13 protein-coding genes are annotated in these 18076 nt (G+C 63.0%); 10 read left to right on the forward strand and 3 right to left on the reverse strand.

The features are described 5' to 3' along the window. Positions 1-150 precede the first annotated feature (150 nt). Positions 151-1128 (reverse strand): helix-turn-helix transcriptional regulator, encoded by a 978-nt coding sequence (locus tag HNO82_RS12035; protein ID WP_175343883.1) that lies wholly within the window; start codon positions 1126-1128, stop codon positions 151-153. Positions 1129-1232: 104 nt separating this feature from the next. Here HNO82_RS12035 and HNO82_RS12040 point away from each other — a divergent pair, with 104 nt between their 5' ends. From HNO82_RS12040 to HNO82_RS12050, 3 genes are read left to right on the forward strand one after another with little or no spacing between them, the layout of a single operon-like run. Then, positions 1233-3353 carry a TonB-dependent receptor gene (locus tag HNO82_RS12040; RefSeq protein ID WP_249776985.1) on the forward strand — a complete coding sequence of 707 codons (2121 nt, stop codon included), beginning with the start codon at positions 1233-1235 and terminating at the stop codon, positions 3351-3353. After that, entirely contained in the window at positions 3353-4588 is a 1236-nt protein-coding gene (locus tag HNO82_RS12045; protein WP_175343884.1) for an MFS transporter, read from the forward strand. The genes HNO82_RS12040 and HNO82_RS12045 overlap by 1 nt, the downstream gene beginning before the upstream one ends. Beyond that, complete coding sequence (locus HNO82_RS12050) at positions 4575-5798, forward strand: FAD-dependent oxidoreductase (protein ID WP_175343901.1); 1224 nt, start codon at positions 4575-4577, stop codon at positions 5796-5798. Before HNO82_RS12045 ends, HNO82_RS12050 begins: the two co-directional genes overlap by 14 nt. Positions 5799-5850: 52 nt before the next feature. Here the strand turns inward: HNO82_RS12050 and HNO82_RS12055 are convergent, their stop codons facing one another. Continuing rightward, positions 5851-6807: a response regulator transcription factor gene (locus HNO82_RS12055; RefSeq protein ID WP_175343885.1), complete on the reverse strand. Its 957-nt coding sequence runs from the start codon at positions 6805-6807 to the stop codon at positions 5851-5853. Beyond that, a complete protein-coding gene (locus HNO82_RS12060; protein ID WP_175343886.1) occupies positions 6785-10222 on the reverse strand; it encodes an ATP-binding protein in 3438 nt (1145 codons plus the stop codon). The genes HNO82_RS12055 and HNO82_RS12060 overlap by 23 nt, the downstream gene beginning before the upstream one ends. A gap of 502 nt (positions 10223-10724) precedes the next feature. Here HNO82_RS12060 and urtA point away from each other — a divergent pair. From urtA to fmdA, 7 genes are all read left to right on the forward strand, one after another. Next, entirely contained in the window at positions 10725-11981 is a 1257-nt protein-coding gene (gene urtA, locus HNO82_RS12065; protein ID WP_008329498.1) for an urea ABC transporter substrate-binding protein, read from the forward strand. A 118-nt stretch (positions 11982-12099) separates the two neighbouring features. Beyond that, on the forward strand, positions 12100-13017 hold the full coding sequence (gene urtB, locus HNO82_RS12070; RefSeq protein WP_008329495.1) for an urea ABC transporter permease subunit UrtB: 918 nt from the start codon (positions 12100-12102) through the stop codon (positions 13015-13017). A gap of 43 nt (positions 13018-13060) precedes the next feature. Then, complete coding sequence (urtC, locus tag HNO82_RS12075) at positions 13061-14266, forward strand: urea ABC transporter permease subunit UrtC (RefSeq protein ID WP_175343902.1); 1206 nt, start codon at positions 13061-13063, stop codon at positions 14264-14266. Beyond that, positions 14263-15030 carry an urea ABC transporter ATP-binding protein UrtD gene (gene urtD, locus HNO82_RS12080; protein ID WP_175343887.1) on the forward strand — a complete coding sequence of 256 codons (768 nt, stop codon included), beginning with the start codon at positions 14263-14265 and terminating at the stop codon, positions 15028-15030. Before urtC ends, urtD begins: the two co-directional genes overlap by 4 nt. A gap of 25 nt (positions 15031-15055) precedes the next feature. Continuing rightward, complete coding sequence (gene urtE / locus HNO82_RS12085; RefSeq protein ID WP_008329487.1) at positions 15056-15745, forward strand: urea ABC transporter ATP-binding subunit UrtE; 690 nt, start codon at positions 15056-15058, stop codon at positions 15743-15745. A gap of 29 nt (positions 15746-15774) precedes the next feature. Next, positions 15775-16806 carry an aliphatic amidase gene (locus HNO82_RS12090; RefSeq protein WP_008329484.1) on the forward strand — a complete coding sequence of 344 codons (1032 nt, stop codon included), beginning with the start codon at positions 15775-15777 and terminating at the stop codon, positions 16804-16806. 50 nt (positions 16807-16856) lie between these two features. Next, positions 16857-18035, forward strand: a complete 1179-nt coding sequence (gene fmdA / locus HNO82_RS12095; RefSeq protein ID WP_175343888.1) for a formamidase — start codon at positions 16857-16859, stop codon at positions 18033-18035. The last annotated feature ends 41 nt before the right edge of the window (positions 18036-18076 follow it).

Below are 18076 nucleotides of genomic sequence, written 5' to 3' on the forward strand. Positions count from 1 at the left end.
GGGCGTAAGTGCCCTGTGCAAGGATAGGGCAAAGTATCGGTTTACGTGTGATATTCTTGTTCGCTCCTTTCACCAAGGGACAATGCGAAGAGCACAGGCGGGGCCAAAATTTCCGGCTGTAAAGGGCGAGAGGCTTCGGCAGCATCTGCCCTACGACAGACGGCGCGCACCGGTTGGCGCGTGCTGCCTCCATAGGTTGGGCGTCACGCCATGCTTCTGGCGAAAGCTCTTGCTGAAATGGCTAAGGTTGGAAAATCCCACTGCCATGGCCGTATCAGCCACTCCCATGCCCTCGGCCAACATGGTCGCCGCTGCATGCAGTCGAAGCTCGCGCAGATGGGCATGGACGGTGCGCCCGACCAGGACCCGGAATCCCGCCTGCAATTTCTTCTGGTTCAATCCCACTTCCTGCGCCAGCCTGTCGATGCTCCATGACTCGGCGTAGCGCTGTTCCAGCAACTGGCGTGCCTTCTCCAGTTGCCGCTGCTCTCGCGTACCCACTTGGCCCCGAATGCCGCAGCGCAGGTGCTGATGCAGCAGCGCCAGTGTCTCCAGCGCCTTGGAGCGCAAATACAGGGAGCGCAGATCGCCGCTCAAATCGCACTGCAAGATCTCGGTGGCGATGCGCAGCAAGACTGGCGGCGCCTGCAAGCCACCCATCAGTGCACCAACCTCGGGAAGGCTGCAATCGCGCAGCAGATCGCGCTGCAGGCTCGACAACGGTCGGCCACCGAGCTCTGCCAATGCCTGGTGTGTGAAGCGAATGTCCACCAGCCGGATGGCCGCGCTGCCCGCTACGCAGAAGCGTCCGGTGACTGGCCGGTCGGCGGTCTGGATGACCGCCATGCCAGCCTCAAGCTCCAGCAGGGGACCGCCATCAAGCGCCATGGCGGCCCGGCCTTCCAGCAGCAGAGCTACGCAGAACAGCGCCGGTCCTGTCGCTATCACATCGAGTGGCTGGTGCGGGTGGCCGTGCCAGCTGGTAACGCTGATGCCGCCCGCAAGCTCATCCACCTTCATCATGTCGGCCCATTCAGCGGGCAGGACAACGCGCGGCAACAGCGGGTGATGTTCCATGCTAATGCTGCCGTCCTCGGCCACACTCCAGCCGCCGTGGTGCTGATCCATATGAAAAATCCTCGAAACCGTCAAGACGGTCGTGAAACCGTTCACCGGTTGCCGTCAAAGATAATAATAATTCTCATTATCATCATGATACACGGAGAGTGAATATGAGAAAAATGATGTATGGCGCTGCATATCCCTTGCTGCGCACCGCCGTCGCTGCAGCTTGCACGGCGTGGGGCAGCCCGGTCCTGGCACAGGAGGCGGGGGTGGGCACCGCCGATGAGCGCACACGGTTGGCACCCGTGATCGTCACGGCCAACAAGCGCGAACAGACCCTGGAGAGCGTCAGCGGCAGCGTGGTGGTGCTTGAGCAATCCGAGCTCGACGATGCACAAGTGCGCAGCACCCAGGACCTGGGACGCGTCCTGCCGGGTGTACAGATGGCCGGTAGCGGATCGCTGCACTATCCGCTCATCAGCGTGCGCGGCGTCACGTCGGCGCAAGACTTCTACAATCCCGCACTCACGCTGTATGTGGATGGGGTGCCGCAAATGCCCATCCTGGTGAACCAGTCGCTGTTGGAAGTGGAGCGCGTCGAATTGTTCAAAGGGCCGCAGGGAACCTTGTACGGCAAGAGCGCCGAGGGCGGCGTTATCAACGTGACCACGCGCCAGCCCGACAATACCGTACGCGCACGCTTGCGCACCGGTTGGTCCAGCCGTGACGGCAATTTGCTGGAAGGCACGCTGGCTCTGCCGCTGGTGAAGGACATGCTGTATGCCTCGGTGGCGCTGCGTCACGACAATGCCCCGGGCGACCTGCATAATCCTGCTACCGGCGCCAGTCGCCAGGGCGGCGTGCGCAGCAGCAGCGGCATGGTCAAGTTGCGCCTGGCCCCTTCAGGGGCCGGGTGGCAAGCGAGCCTGGCGGCCGGCCACGAGTGCGCGCGTTCCAGCCAGGATGCCTATGTCGCCTTCAATGACATCGACAGCCGCAAGATCTATGTGCAGAGCGGGATGCCCAAATCGCTGGCGGACTTTTCACAACGGCGTTGCGGTGATAGCCAATCGCTGGCTGCCGTCTACGACATGGGGCCATGGAAGCTTTCGGCGCTGGCTGGTTGGCAGCAGGCCGAGACGGATCGCAGCTATCTGTTTGGTCCTTACTACACTGCTCAACCCGAGAACTGGCGCCAGGACATGCAGGAGATCCGCCTCGCATCGCAAGGCCCGGGCCGCGCCTGGGATGGCCTGTTCGGGCTGTACCGGCAGGCGACGGGCCAGAGCCGGCGCTATCACAATGACTTGCCGCTGTTTGGCGTCAACGCGATCGACACGCGATCACATAATGAGACCGAATCGGTGGCCGCCTATGGCGACCTGACCTGGCACGCCACCGATGCGCTGAATCTCTCGGGCGGCATGCGCTGGAGCCGAGACCGTGCCCGTACGGCCTTTGGCGGAACCGCGCTCGATTTCTCCACCTTTGCCCAGCAGCCCTTCGGCGGTACCAACAGCACCGGCGAGGGTAGCGTACTGGGGCGTCTTTCGGCCGGCTTCAAGCTCGACCCGGTATGGCGTCTCTACAGCAGCCTGACGCAGGGTTACAAACCAGGCGGATACAACCTGGCGCCCAGCAGCGTGGCCGACGCACGCGCATTCTCGCGCGAGCGCGCCACCAGTGTCGAGGTCGGCACCCGGTTTAACGCACAGCACGTCCAGGGCAGCATCGCCGCTTACCGCATCGACATCAAGGATGCCCAGCTGTACCAGGGCGACAGCGTCGGCTATCAATCGCTGCGCAACGTCGGCGACAGCCGTTCTACCGGAGTCGAATTCGATCTGGCCTGGAGCCTGAGCCGGCAATGGACATTGAACGCATCCGGTTTCATCAATCGCGCGCGCTTCACCCGCTATGTCGCCTCCAGCGCCTGTACTGCCTGCGGCAGCAATGACATGCCGTTCGCGCCACGGCATGGTCTCAGGCTCGGCTTGCAAGGGGATCTGTCGTCCCCTGTCGGAAACTGGCGCCCGCAGCTCAATGCGCGTTATCTCGGCGCGCAATATTTCGATACCGCCAATACCTTGCGCCAGGCCGCCTATACCCTCGTCGATGCAGCACTGGCCTGGCAGGTCCGTCCCGATACCGAACTGGCCTTCTACGTGCACAACCTGACCGACCGCGCTTACCGCACCTATGCCTTCTCCGGTGGCCCGCAACTCGGCAACTTCGCCCAGGTAGCCAGCGGCCGCAGCTTGGGCGTCACGCTGAGCTACGCCTACTGATGCGCCGGAGCGAGACTACCAGCACTGGGGACCGGGCCGGGTTCCTGCTGGTCGCCATCGCCGGTGTCTACGTGGCCCAGAGCCTGGTGACGGGCGTGGCTGCGCAAGCCTTGCCGGCCCTGCTGCGCAGCCAGGGTGCCTCGCTGCAGCAGCTGGGGTGGCTGTCCTTGCTGATGCTGCCATGGGCGCTCAAATTCGCCTGGGCACCATGGATAGAACGCTGGCGCTTGCCCGCCGGTAGCGCCGCTCGCTCACGCCAGATGGTGTTGGGTGGGCAGTTGATGCTGGCGGCGCTGTTTGCACTGATGGCCGCAGGCGGGGGCAGACAGGTCGGACTGGTTATGGTGGCCCTGTCGCTGGCCGCACTGCTGGCCGCCAGCATTGATGTGGCTTGCGACGGCTTCGCGATAGAGCAGTCGCAGCCTTCCCTGCGCGGCTGGGTCAACGTGGCACAGGTCGGCGGCAGCTATGCCGGACTGCTGCTGGGCGGTGGGCTGTTCCTGTTGGTGGCGCAGCGATGGGGAATGGCCCAGGGATGTTTTCTTCTGGCCTCGCTGATTGCCCTGCTTGGCCTGCCCTGGTGGTTCCTGCGCCCTGGGTCGGTGGCTCGCAGCTTGACGCGCAGGCCGGCGTCGCTGAGCCAGGCATGGCGTCGTCCAACGGTGCGCCGTGGCCTGGTACTGACGATCCTGCTTGCCATCGGCCCGCGGCTGGTCATGGGATTGACCGGTGCTTTCCTGCTTGATCACGGTATGCCGCTGGAGCAACTGGCCTGGCTGCAAGGCGCAGGCGGCGTATTGGCCGGTTTGACGGGCGCGCTTCTGGGCGGCCTTCTGGTGCGTCGCTGGCAAGCGCGCGTGGCGCTGGTGACGGCATTGACCCTGCAAGCGCTGGCCTTGCTGTGCCTGGCGGGCGCTGTGCCATTGCTCATGCAGGCAGTGGCCGTGTGGGTGTTCTCAATGGCGCTCTCCGCCACCTTCGTAGCCAACTACACGCTGCTGATGCGTTGTGCAGATGGCCCTCAGCCGGGAGTCGATTTCACCTTGTTCCAATGCGCCGATGCCTGCATGGCCGTCGTGCTGGGCATCGTCGGTGGGTGGCTGGCGCACCGCCTGGGTTATAGCGCTGTGCTGGGTCTGGCTGCACTGGCGCTGGCGATGGCCGGCGTAGCTGTGTATTACCGTGGCACAGGACCTGATCTTTTTTCGGAGAAACCAAGTGATGCAGATGCGTGAGGAAACGTCCCGCCAGAGTTTTGTGGTCATCTGCGGAGCCGGCATCGCCGGGCTGGCCGCTGCCTGGTGGATGCAGCGTGCCGGCTGGCGCGTGTTGATGGTGGAACAGGCTGATGCCCTGCGCAACGGCGGTCACATGATGGGCCTGTCCGGCCCGGGGCTGGCCACCGTGCGTCGTATGGACCTGGTGCCGCGGTTGAGCGAATTGGCCTATCCCGACATGGGACAGCATATCTATCGCGACCGTCTAGGTCGGGAGATCTTGCGCATCAACTATCGCGAGGCGCTGGCCGGTATCGAGTGGCTCACGCTGAGGCGTGGCGTTCTGGTGCAGGAACTGCATGCCGCGCTGCCCAAACCGGACATTGCATGGCGCTTCGGCGTGACCGTGCAAGAGGCGCTCAACCATGACAGTGGCGTGCGCGTGACCTTGAGCGATGGCTCTTGCCATGAGGCCGATCTGCTCATTGCCGCTGATGGTGTGCATTCGCCGCTGCGACGCCGGTACTTCGCCGCCGATGCCGACTGTCTCCGGCCATTGGGCTACCGGTACGCCAGCTATGAGGTGCAGGACAGCCTGATGCTGGGAAAAGACTTTCTTTCCTATGCCGAGCCCGGCATCCAGACCGAATACTATGGATTGTGCGATGGTCGGCTGGCCGCACTGCATGTCTGGCGCAGCCGTGAGGCCGGGTTCGTTGCGCCGGCGCAGCGCCAGTCATTGCTGCGCGCTTGCACGGCCAGAAGTTTCGCGGGCGTGCGCACCGCGCTGGACGCGGTAGAGAATCCGCAAGAGATCGTCATCGACGACCTGGTACTGGTGGAATTGGCCTCCTGGCGGCAAGGCCGCATTCTGCTGCTGGGCGATGCTGCGCACAGTCTGTCGCTCATTTCGGGACAAGGGGCGGGCCTGGCGCTGGCGTCGGCGTCGATACTGGCCGAAGAACTGCAGCGTGTTGCCGCAGGCCCAACCGCACCCTCGGCGGCTGGACTGGAGGTGGCGCTGGCGCGTCACGATCAGCGCCTGCGTCCGACCGTACTGCGCTTGCAGCATCGCAGTCGCAAATTGGCCCCGATGTACGTTCCGTCAACCCGGGTGGGCTTTGCCATGCGCAATGTTGTGTTGCGGACCATGCCGGACGTGCTGCTCAAGAGATACTTTGCCAGCGGGCTGAAATCGGAGGCACAAGCCTTGGCCGCGCTGGCCTGACCGGCTCGCGCGCATTTGCTCTAATGTTTGCGTGTCTGTGGCGGCTGCCGATCTATGGCACGCTGGCCCTGGCCAGCACCGCCGCCGCCGAACGCGTCTCCACCCCCAGCTTCACGAAGATATGTTCCAGGTGCTTGTTGACCGTACGCGGACTCATGCCGAGGATTTCGGCGATGTCGCGGTTGGTCTTGCCCTTGCCCAGCCAGAGCAGGACGTCGCTCTCGCGCGGCGTCAGGCGCGCCCCCTCCAGGGTAGGCGGCAGGCTCATGCCGTCGTCGCCACGCTGGGTGGCGCCCGCCGTTTTTTCTTCCAGCACCAGGCTCACGCCATGCGCCTGCCCGGGTCCGCAAAGCGTGATGTGCAGCTCGTCCTGCTGCTGTCGCACGATCAGCGGTGGCACCCGGTCCAGGCTCTCGCCCTGGCGTTGCCGTACCAACTGCTCGTTGAGCCATACCTGCAAGGGAGTCGGCAACTTGTGGCTGCTCGGTGCAGCCGGACCGTAATACTTCTCCAGCCACTGTGATGCCTTGCTGGTCTGCCACATCGGCAGGCCATGGCCGCCCAGCACGATCACCGCATGGGCGGCATGTTCCAGCACGCCGCGCGTCTGCGTCATCATGCGCGCGGTACGGATATGCGCGCCGATGCGCGCCACCACTTCCTGCGGACGGATCGGCTTGGTCACGTAGTCGATGCCGCCCACCTCGAAGCCGCGCACCACGTGTTCGGTCTCCGACAAGCCCGTCATGAACACCACCGGCACATGCGCCACGCGCTTGACCTGCTTGATGCGGCGGCAGGTCTCGAAACCGTCGATGCCGGGCATCATCGCGTCCAGCAGGATCAGATCGGGCGTGATGTGGTCCAGCCGCTCCAGCGCCGCCAGTCCGTCCGTGGCGACGAGGACGATGTGGCCGCTTTCATCGAGCGCATCGGACAACATGGCCAGGTTGTCGGGCATGTCATCGACGATCAGGACCACGTGTCTATCGAACGTCGTTGAGATCATGTCGGATCAGCTCCTGGATGCGGGTGACGTATTCATTCAAGCGGAATTGTTTGACCAGCTGTCGCAGCTCGGTCGTGAAGGGCAGGTAGGCCGGTTGCTGGCGTTCCATGGCGTCGAGCTGGCGCAGGATTTCCTTGGCATAGCCGATGCGGCCCAACTCCAGCAGTGAGGCCAGCCTGTCCTGGGACGGTACCAGCAGGAGGGCTTGCGTCGCTGCCGATGCTGGCGGCGGCTCGGCAGGCTGTGCCGACGCCACCCAGTCCAGTTGCAGATGCTGGCGCAGCTTGCCCAGCAATTCGTGATACGAGACCGGCTTGACCACGAAATCATTGACCAGCGCTGGCTCGTTGCGCTCATGCAGGTTCTCGAAGGCATTGGCCGATACCAGCAGGATGGGCAACTGCGCAAGGCCGCGCGCGCGGATGGCGCGTGCCACGCTCCAGCCATCCATCTGCGGCATGGCGATATCCAGCAGGAGCAGGTCGGGTATGTCGTGGCCCAGCCGCTCCATGCAGGCCAGCCCGCTGTCGGCCTCGCTCACCACGAATCCCAGCGGCATGAGCATGTCCTTGAGCAGGCGCCGTTGCGAAGCCTGATCATCGACCACCAGGATGTGGCGCGAGGGTCCTGCGTAACCCGACATCTGATCCTCCAGCTTGATGCGCGGACGCGGTACGTGCACTTGCGGCAGATAGATCTTGAGGTGGAAGCTGCTGCCCAGCCCGACCCGACTCTCTACCCCCAGTTCGCCGCCCATGATGTGCACCAACATGCGGCTGATGGCCAGTCCCAGCCCGGTGCCGATGTCTTCGCGCAGATTGGCCGCGCTGCTGCGCTCGAAGGGCAGGAAGATACGTTCCAGGTCGTCGTCGGCAATGCCGATGCCGGTATCGATGACATCGAAATACGCAATCTCGCGTGCATAACGCACCCTGAGCGTGACGCCGCCGTGATCGGTGAACTTGACGGCATTGCCCAGCAGGTTGATGAGGATCTGGCGCAAGCGTTTCTGGTCGGCATGGACGATCTGCGGCAGGCGTCCGCTTTTCTCAAAGCGGAAGTGCAGGCCCTTCTGTTCGGCCTGCGGGGCGAACATGCCGACGATCTGCTCCAGGAAGGCTTCCAGTGCCAGTTCGTCGGAGGCCAGGCGCATCTTGCCAGCCTCGATCTTGGCAATGTCGAGCAGGCCGTCGATGAGGCTCAACAGGTGTTCGCCACTGCGGCGGATGATGGCGATGGCTTCCTTGCGGGCCGGCGGGATGGTGGCGTCCACGTGCAGGATCTGCGCATAGCCGAGGATGCTGTTCAAGGGCGTGCGCAATTCGTGGCTCATGCCGGCCACGAAGCGGCTCTTGGCCAGGTTGGCCGATTCGGCCGCTTCCTTGGCGCGCTGCAGTTCGGCATCGGTCTGCTTGTGGGCTTCGATTTCCTGCAGCAACAGATTGGTCTGGCGCTCTGATTCTTCCTGGGCCACGGCGCGGCTTTCGTTGGTCAGCACCAGCCACCAGGCACCCACGCCGACCACCACCAGCAAGAGGCAGAACAGCTTGATGAAGACGCCGCGCAGCGAGTCGGGGGCTGAGAGCGTCAGTCCGGAGAGATCGGCCATCTGCTGGAAATACAGCATCCACAACACAATCGCCAGTCCGCCAGCCAGCAGACCGAACACGCTCAGGTAATGCCCGAGGCGGGTATTGAGCTTGACCGCGAAGCGCGCCGGGATCAGCTGGCGCAAGGTGTGCAGGATCTGGTTGGGCAACCGTGCGCGCGGTGTCTTGCAGCGGTCCTTGCAGCGCGCATCCAGCGAACAGCACAGCGAGCAGATGGCGCCCTGGTAGGCCGGGCAATGGGCCATGTCCGGTGTTTCGAAGGCATTGCCGCAGATCACGCAATCGAGCACTGAATGCGTCTGACCCGGCGTGACGGGGCGATAGTTCTGTTCGGACAGCGTATCGCGCCGCGCGATGTAGTAGCGGCTGCCGGTGGCCCAGGCAATGAGCGGGGCCGTCACCAGTGCGGTACCCAGGGCGATGAAGGGTGCCATGGCCGCCACCGTCTTGCCCAGCACGCCCGACATGGCCAGCGTGGAGAGCAGGGTGGCGATGGCCATCGAGCCGACGCCGACCGGGTTCACGTCATACAGGTGGGCACGCTTGAATTCGATGTGGGCCGGGCTCAGGCGCAGCGGCTTGTTGATGACCAGGTCGGCCACCACGGCGCCGATCCACGAGATGGCGACCAGGCTGTAGAGCGCCAGTACATGTTCCAGCGCATTGAAGACGCCCAGTTCCATCAGCAGCACCGCAATCAACACATTGAACACCAGCCACACCACCCGCCCCGGATGGCTGTGCGTGAGGCGCGCGAAGAAATTGGACCAAGCCAGCGAGCCGGCATAGGCGTTGGTGACATTGATCTTGATCTGCGACACCACCACGAACAGTACGACCGCCCCCAGCGCGAAGGCCGGATTGCCGAACACGTACTGGTAGCCGATCAGGTACATCTGGGTCGGTTCCACGGCCCGCGCCATGGGCACCTCGTGCTGGATGGCGAGGAAGGCCAGCAGCGTGCCGCCCAGCATCTTGGCCCCGCCCAGCAGGATCCAGCCAGGGCCGGCCAGCAACAGCGCACTCCACCAGCGCCCGCGATTGGCGGCGGTCTTCTGCGGCAGGAAGCGCAGGAAGTCGACCTGCTCACCCACCTGCGCGATGAGCGAGAAGGCCACCGTGGCAGCGGCCCCGAACAGGGTGAGATTGAAGGAACTGCCTTCCTCGGCGCGGCCGGCGAAGCTCAGGAGGTTCGACAGCGCTTCCGGTTCCTTGTAGAGCACGCAGGCATAGGGCAGCACCAGCAGCACCAGCCATAGCGGCTGGGTCCACATCTGCAGGCGGTTGATGAGGGTGATGCCGTAGGCCACCATGGGAATGATGATGAGCGAACAGAGCACGTAGCCATATACCAGCGGCAGACCGAAATAGATCTCGATGGCCTGGGCCATGATGGCCGCTTCCAGCGCGAAGAAGATGAAGGTGAAGCTGGCATAGATCAGCGAAGTGATGGTCGAGCCGATGTAGCCGAAGCCGGCACCGCGCGTGAGCAGGTCCATGTCCACCCCGTAGCGCGCGGCGTAGTAGCTGATGGGCAGGCCGGTGGCGAAAAACAGCACCATCACGCAGACGATCGCCCAGAAGGCATTGGTGAAGCCATAACTGAGGGTAATGGCGCCGCTGATGGCTTCCAGTGCCAGGAAGGAGGTCGCGCCCAGGGCCGTATTGGCCAGGCGGAATTCGGACCAGCGGCGGAAGGATAGCGGCGTATAGCGCAGCGCGTAGTCTTCCAGCGTTTCGTTGGCGACCCAGGTGTTGTAGTCGCGCCGGACCTTGACGATGCGTTGTGTGGCGGGATGGGTCACGTTGGCTCTTGGTGAGGTCGGGGATCCGGACGGTCGTTGTCGTCAGTGCCTTGTCTGTCTCGTTGCGCCGCACACGATCTGCGCTGTGCGTGTTTATGGTGAAGCAATTTTCAAACCATTCGCAGCGCGAGGGCATACGTCAAATGACGTAGATGCCGCATGGCATCCCATGGGAATTCACCAAAACGCAGCGGTTTTTGCAAGCCCTGTCGCTGCATCCCGACGCCGTGCGGCGGCAGTGCGCACCAACAGCAGGCAAACCGTGGGCGAAAGCTGTGCAGGCGCGTGTGGCGCACCAGCTGGGGGCTTACGTCAAACAACGTATTGTTGCGCTGCACCGGCGAACCTATTCTGCGTCCCAGAACGAAGGGCAGACGGCAGGTGCGGTGCGCATCTTTCTCACCTTGCGGGCAGTACCTCGCCGGGGCCTTCGTTTCATCGCCTGCATGACGCCACGATGGCCCAGACCGAGTCCAACAACAACGCCCGAAAGGAGTACCGCATGTCGCATTCCTCGTCTTCCAATCCTCCCTCGTTCCCGCGCCGCAAGATCTTGATGGGCCTGGCCGCCGGGGCGGCAGCAGCGGCCCTGCCGGGCATGGCCTCGGCCCAGCAGTATCCGACCGCCAAGGTCAACACCACCAAGCTGGCCATCACCGATACCGAAGTGACCGTCGGTCAGTTGCACTCGGCTACCGGCACCATGGCCATCAGCGAGACCGGTTCGATCCAGGCTGAACGCCTGGCGATTGACCAGATCAACGCGATGGGCGGCATCCTTGGCCGCAAGATCAAGATCATCCAGGAAGACGGTGCCAGCGACTGGCCGACCTTCGCCGAGAAGGCCAAGAAGCTGCTGGAGAACGACCGTGTGGCGGCTGTCTTCGGCTGCTGGACCTCGGCCTCGCGCAAGGCGGTGCTGCCGGTGTTCGAGAAGGACAACGGCCTGCTGTATTACCCGACCTTCTATGAAGGCCTGGAGCAATCCAAGAACGTGTTCTATACCGGGCAGGAGGCGACACAACAGGTGCTGGCCGGCCTGAACTGGGTGGCCAAGGAAAAGAAGGCCAAGACCTTCTTCCTGGTCGGCTCCGACTACATCTGGCCGCGCACCTCCAACAAGATCGCCCGCAAGCACATCGAGAACGTGCTCAAGGGCTCGGTGGTGGGCGAGGAGTACTACCCGCTGGGCAATACCCAGTTCGGTTCGCTCATCAACAAGATCAAGCTGAAGAAGCCGGACGTGATCTTCGCCGACGTGGTCGGTGGGTCCAACGTCGCCTTCTACAAGCAGTTGAAAGCGGCAGGTGTGACCGCCAAGACCCAGAACCTGCTGACCATCTCGGTGACCGAGGATGAAATGCTGGGCATCGGTGGCGAGAACGTGGAAGGCTTCTTCGCCTCGATGAAATATTTCCAGAGCCTGGACAACCCCAACAACAAGAAATTCGTGGCCGAGTTCAAGGCCAAGTTCGGTGCCAATTCGGTCATCGGCGACGTTACCCAGGCAGCCTATCTCGGTCCCTGGCTGTGGAAAGCGGCGGTGGAAAAGGCCGGCAGCTTTGATGTCGACAAGGTGGTGGCCGCTTCGCCCGGTATCGAACTCAAGACCGCGCCGGAAGGCTACGTCAAGGTCCACGAAAACCATCACCTGTGGAGCAAGACCCGCATTGGCGAAGCGCAGAAGGATGGCCAGTTCAAGGTGGTCTACGAGTCCGAGCTGATCGAGCCGAATCCTTTCCCGAAGGGCTATCAGTAAGGCGTATCGGCTGGTCAGGGACCAGCCCCTCGTGCAGCAAAGCGGCGGCGTCTGTTGTGACATGCGGGCGCTGCCGCCCCTTCGTCCTCTCTCCAACTCTGCCCCGTCGGGAGTCATCATGGTTTCTCTATCCGAATTCGGCGCCATCTTCGCCATGCAGGGCTTCAACGGCCTCTCGGTCTTCTGTGTGCTGCTGTTGATGGCATTGGGCCTGGCCATCATCTTCGGGCAGATGGGGGTGATCAACATGGCCCACGGTGAATTCCTCACCATCGGTGCCTACATCACCTACCTGCTGTCGCACCTGACCACGACCTATGCACCGGCCTTGCAGCCGTTCTATTTCTTTGCGGCCATCGTCCTGTCCTTTGTGGTGGCGTATGGCATCGGTTATCTCACCGAATTGTTGCTCATCAGTCGCCTCTACAAGCGTCCGCTCGATACGCTCCTGGCCACCTGGGGTCTGTCGCTGGCGATGCAGCAGACCTTCCGGTCCATCTTCGGCGCCAAGGAAGTCAGCGCTACCTTGCCGGACTGGCTCATGGGATCCTTCAAGCCCACCGATGCCATCGACATTCCCTTGAACGGTCTCTTCATGATGGGTCTGACGGTCTTGCTGACCGGTGCCATCTTCGTGCTGCTGTTCCGTTCGCGCTGGGGTCTGCAGGTACGGGCCACGATGCAGAACCGGGTCATGAGCGGGGCGGTGGGCATCAACACCCGCAAGGTGGACCGTACCACCTTTGCGCTCGGCTGCGGGGTGGCCGGGGTGGCGGGTGCGGCCTTCACGACCATCGGCTCCACCGGTCCGACCAGCGGTTCGCTCTACATCGTCGATACCTTCCTGGTGGTGGTCTTCGGTGGCGCGCAAAGCCTGATCGGCACCATCGCCTCGGCCTTCTCGATTGCCCAGACCCAGTCTACGGCGGAGTTCTTCCTGACCGGTTCCATGGCCAAGGTGCTGACCTTGTCGGCGGTGATCCTGATCCTGATGTTGCGGCCGCAAGGACTGTTCTCGGCCAAGGTGCGCAAGTGATGAAGAGCCTCTACCGATCCCACAACATGAGCGAGGTCCGATGATGAATGCAGCCTATGAAAAACTGTTGGGTGGGCGCTCGGGTGCGCTCGGCCTGCTGGTCATGGCGGTGTTGCTGCTGCTGGTGTTTCCGCTGACGATGGACATGTTCCGTCTCAACCTGGTCGGCAAGTATCTTTCCTATGCCTTCGTGGCGGTGGGCCTGGTGCTGTGCTGGGGCTATGGCGGCATCCTGAGCCTGGGGCAGGGCGTGTTCTTCGGCCTGGGTGGCTACTGCATGGCCATGTTCCTCAAGCTCGAAGCCTCCGACCCCATCAGCACCAAGATCCAGTCCACGCCGGGCATTCCCGACTTCATGGACTGGAACCAGATCACCGCCTTGCCGGCCATGTGGGAGCCTTTCCACAGCTTTGCCTTCACGATCCTTGCGGTGCTGGCGGTGCCGACCGTGCTGGCCATGCTGATCGGCATGGCGATGTTCAAGCGCCGCGTGGGGGACGTGTATTTCTCCATCGTCACGCAAGCCATTGCGGCCATCCTGTCCATCCTCATCATCGGCCAGCAGGGCTTGACCGGGGGTGTCAACGGCATCACCGACCTGCGCACCCTGATGGGCTGGGATATCCGCACCGACCACGCCAAGCTGGTGCTGTATTTCGTCAATGCAGGACTGCTGTTCGGCTGCATCCTGGTCGGCCGTTACATCCTCGGTTCCAAGCTGGGCCGCCTGCTGGTGGCCATGCGCGACAAGGAAGAACGGGTGCGCTTTTCGGGCTATGACGTGGCCAGCTTCAAGGTCTTCGTGTTCTGCGTGGCGGCCATGTTCTCGGCCATCGGCGGGGCCATGTTCACCTTGCAGGTGGGTTTCATGTCGCCGTCCTTCGTGGGCATCGTGCCCTCCATCGAAATGGTGATCTTTGCTGCAGTGGGTGGCCGTATGTCGCTCTTGGGCGCGGTGTATGGAACGCTGCTGGTGAACTTCGGCAAGACGTATTTCTCGGAGACCTTCCCGGAACTGTGGCTGTTCCTGATGGGCGGTCTCTTCATCGCGGTGGTGATGTATTTCCCCAATGGCCTGGCTGGTCTGTGGCAGACCCAGGGCAAGCGCCTGATGGGCAGGCTGCGTGGTGAACCCAAGCCGGTGATGTCGGCTGCGCCCGAACCGGTCAAGACTGCGGCCCGTCCGGCCAACCCTGAAACCAAGCGTGACGGCATCGAGCCGGGCGCCACCCTGGAGGCCAGCAAATGAGCGAGAACCCCATCGGTTTCGAATCGGATGCCCATCCGGTCCTGGCCATCGAAGACCTGACGGTCTCTTTCGACGGCTTCAAGGCAGTCGATCAGCTCAATCTCTACGTGCAGCGCAATGAAGTGCGCGTGGTGATCGGCCCCAATGGCGCAGGCAAGACTACGGTGCTGGACCTGATCTGCGGCAAGACCCGCGCCACCTCCGGCAGCATCAAGTTCAACAACCACGAACTGACCAGGATGAGCGAGCACGCCATCGTGCGCGTGGGGGTAGGGCGCAAGTTCCAGACCCCCTCCATCTACGAAAACCTTTCGGTGTTCGAGAACCTGGAAATGTCCTTCCCGCGTGGCCGCAAAGTGTTCGGCGCGCTGACCTTCAAGCGTTCGCCGGACGTGGTGGCGCGGGTGGAGGCGGTGGCAGCCGACATCTTTTTGGAAGAGCAACTGCACACCCAGGCTGACCTGCTCTCGCACGGGCAGAAGCAGTGGCTGGAGATCGGCATGCTGCTGATGCAGGAACCGGAGCTGCTGATGCTGGATGAGCCGGTGGCGGGCATGAGCGTGTCCGAACGCGAAAAGACCGCCGAGCTGCTGGGCCGCATCAGCCAGGGCCGTTCGGTGGTGGTGATCGAGCACGACATGGATTTCGTCAAGAGCATCGCGCACAAGGTCACCGTGCTGCACCAGGGGAAGATTCTGGCCGAAGGCAGCATGGAGAAGGTGCAGTCCGATCCCAAGGTGATCGATGTCTATCTCGGTCACTGAACGCCCATCACCCTCGGAGCCTGCCATGTTCAAAGTCTCGCAACTCGCTTCCGGCTACGGCCAGAGCAAGGTCATCCACGACGTCGATCTGTCGGTGGCCAAGGAAGAAATCGTCGCCGTCATGGGCCGCAACGGCATGGGAAAGACCACGCTGTTCAAGACCCTGATGGGCATCCTGCCGCTGCGCGGCGGCAGCATCAGCATCGATGGCGTGGAACTCGGCGGCCTGGAAAGCCACCAGCGCGTCGAGCGCGGCGTGGCCTACGTGCCGCAGGGGCGCATGATCTTTTCGCATATGACTGTGCTGGAAAACATCCAGACCGGCTTGCCCGCCTCGGCCAAGGGCAAGGTGCCCGACGAACTGTATTCGCTGTTCCCGGTGCTCTATGACATGCGCACCCGCAAGGGCGGCAATCTCTCCGGTGGCCAGCAGCAGCAACTGGCCATTGCGCGCGCACTGGCGACCAATCCTCGCGTGCTGCTGCTGGATGAACCCACCGAGGGCATCCAGCCATCCATCATCAAGGACATCGCCAGGAGCCTCAAGGAAATCCGCAAGATCCGCGCGCTCACCATCGTGGTCTCGGAGCAGGTGCTGAGCTTCACGCTGGAGATTGCCGATCGCTTCCTGGTCATCGACAAGGGCCGCTTCGTCTATGAAGACACGCGCGAGAACGTCGATGCGCCCACCATCAGCAAGTATCTGTCGGTCTGATCTGACCGTCTTTTCAGAGGAGCAAGCCCATGCGACATGGAGACATTTCAAGTAGCCGCGACGCCGTCGGCGTGGCCGTGGTGAACTACAAGATGCCGCGCCTGCATACACGCGCAGAGGTGCTGGAGAACGCCAGGAAGATCGCCGCCATGCTGGTCGGCATGAAACAGGGATTGCCGGGGCTGGACCTGGTGGTGTTTCCCGAGTATTCCACCCACGGCATCATGTATGACCGTGAAGAAATGTTCGAAACCGCCGCCACCATCCCCGGTGACGAGACCGCCATCTTTTCCGAAGCCTGCCGCATCGCCGGTGTGTGGGGCGTGTTTTCGCTGACCGGCGAGCGCCATGAAGAGCATCCGCGCAAGGTCCCTTACAACACGCTGATCCTCATCAACGACCAGGGCGAGATCGTGCAGAAGTACCGCAAGATCATGCCGTGGACGCCCATCGAGGGCTGGTATCCGGGCGATACCACCTATGTCTGCGACGGCCCCAAGGGCCTCAAGATCAGCCTCATCATCTGCGACGACGGCAACTATCCCGAGATCTGGCGCGACTGCGCCATGAAGGGCGCGGAACTGGTGGTGCGCTGCCAGGGCTACATGTATCCGGCAAAGGAACAGCAGATCATGGTCTCCAAGGCCATGGCCTGGATGAACAATCTCTACGTGGCCGTGGCCAATGCCGCCGGGTTCGATGGCGTCTATTCCTATTTCGGCCATTCGGCCATCGTCGGTTTCGATGGCCGCACGCTGGGCGAATGCGGCACCGAGGAGATGGGCATCCAGTATGCCGAACTATCGGTCTCGGCCATCCGCGATGCGCGCCGCCACTGGCAGTCGCAGAACCACCTCTACAAGCTGCTGCATCGCGGCTACACCGGCAAGATCAATTCGGGTGAATCGCCGGCGGGCGTGGCCGAGTGTCCCTTCGACTTCTATCGCACCTGGGTCAATGATCCGCAGGCGGCGCGTGCCCAGGTCGAGGCGCTGACCCGCAACAGTGCCGGCACGCCCGAATGTCCGATGCCGGGGATTCCTACCGAGCCGGCGGCCTGAGGCCCACTGTCCCAAGGTCGCCATCACACACCCACCACCAAGGAGATCGCATGCAGCACTTCAAGATCAAGCCCGGCGTCCCGCTGGCAGAGCAGGCCGAACTGGGCCATAACCGCTGGCATCCCGACTTGCCGTTCCTGGCCTCGGTCAAGCCGGGCGAATCCATCCTGATCGAGTCGCTGGACTTCCTCGACGCGCAGATCCAGGACACCGATGACGTCTCCGACGTCAAGAACGTCGACCTGACCCGCGCCCATCCGCTGACCGGTCCCTTCCACGTCGAAGGCGCCGAGCCGGGCGACCTGCTGGTGATCGACCTGCTGGACATCAAGCCGGTGACCCCGGTCGGTTTCTCCGGCGTTTTTGCCAAGGAAAACGGTGGCGGCTTCCTGGCCGATTATTTCCCCGAAGCCGACAAGGCCATCTGGGACCTGAAGGGCTTGTATGCCACCTCGCGCCACATCCCTGGCGTGCGCATCGCCGGCCTGACGCACCCGGGCCTGATGGGGTGCCTGCCCTCGCATGACTTGCTGGCCGAGTGGAACCGCCGCGAAGCGCCGCTGGCCGCCAAGGGCCTGGCGCAGCCGCCCAACCCCAGCACGGCGGTGCTGCGCGGCTTGACCGGCGCCAAGTTCGAGGAGATGGCCAAGGTTGCTGCCCGCACCGTGCCACCGCGCGAGCATGGCGGCAATACCGACATCAAGGATCTGTCGGCGGGTACCCGCATCTTCTTCCCGGTGTACGTGAAGGGGGCCGGCTTCTCGATGGGGGACCTGCACTTCTCGCAGGGCGATGGCGAGATCGGCTTCTGCGGCGCCATCGAGATGGATGGCGTGAGCCACGTGGGCTTCGATCTCATCAAGGGCGGCATGGCCAAGTACAACATCACCTCGCCCATCTTCATGCCCAGCATCGTCAAGCCGCATTACGAGCAGTGGCTGACCTTCGAAGGCATCAGCGTGGAAAACGGCGTGAACTATTACCTCGATGCCACTGTGGCCTATCGCCAGGCTTGCCTCAAGGCCATCGACTACCTGACCCACTTCGGCTACACCGGCAGCCAGGCCTACATGCTGCTGACCGCAGCACCGGTGGAAGGGCGCATCGGCGGCATCGTCGACATTCCCAACTGCGCCTGTACGGTGGCCTTGCCGACCTCGATCTTCGATCAGGACATCACCCCCAAGGGCATGCTCAACGATAAATCCTATTGGGGCCGCAAAGCGTAGCGATCAACGCAGTGACGTGTGTGTTCCCGGCCGGGCGCAGG

It is taken from the genome of Herbaspirillum sp. C9C3 (assembly GCF_013359625.1).
GTDB lineage: Bacteria > Pseudomonadota > Gammaproteobacteria > Burkholderiales > Burkholderiaceae_D > Herbaspirillum.